At 36.1% G+C, this 538-nt stretch carries 1 pseudogene; it reads left to right on the forward strand.

Going from position 1 to position 538, the window contains the following annotated elements:
• Positions 1–538, forward strand: a pseudogene (locus KQI94_RS16265) (Tn3 family transposase); the annotation flags it as partial.

Raw genomic sequence — 538 nt, forward strand, 5'->3', positions numbered from 1 at the left:
GCCTTGGGAAGATTTAGTACAAGATGGAGAAGAAGCTAAAAAAATTACAGGTAATAAAAATCATGGCTATTTAGAAATGGTTCGAAATAAAGCTAATTACCTCCGAAGATACACGCCAATGTTATTGAGGACCCTTTCGTTCAAAGCAACTCCGGCAGCAAATCCAGTCCTCATGGCCCTAACTCAACTAACTGATTTACACAATAGTGGTAAAAGAAAAATACCGGCAGATACTTCTACTGATTTTGTGAGTAAAAAATGGAAAAGCCTTGTTCGGCCAGAAGAGGGGAAAATAGATCGGTCTTACTATGAGTTAGTAGCTTTCACCGAGCTAAAGAACAATATTCGATCAGGAGATATTTCAGTTGAAGGAAGTATGATCCATCGAAATATTGATGATTACTTAGTTGATTTATCTGCTTGTATTGATTCAGAAACTATTCCAGACACGTTTGAGGACTATTTAAAGGATCGGGAAATAATTTTAGATTTACAGCTTCAATTTTATTCGACAGTTGATAAGAGAATTTCAAGAGCA

The organism is Enterococcus sp. S183_ASV_20 (genome assembly GCF_018919685.1).
Taxonomy (GTDB): Bacteria; Bacillota; Bacilli; order Lactobacillales; family Enterococcaceae; genus Enterococcus; species Enterococcus faecalis.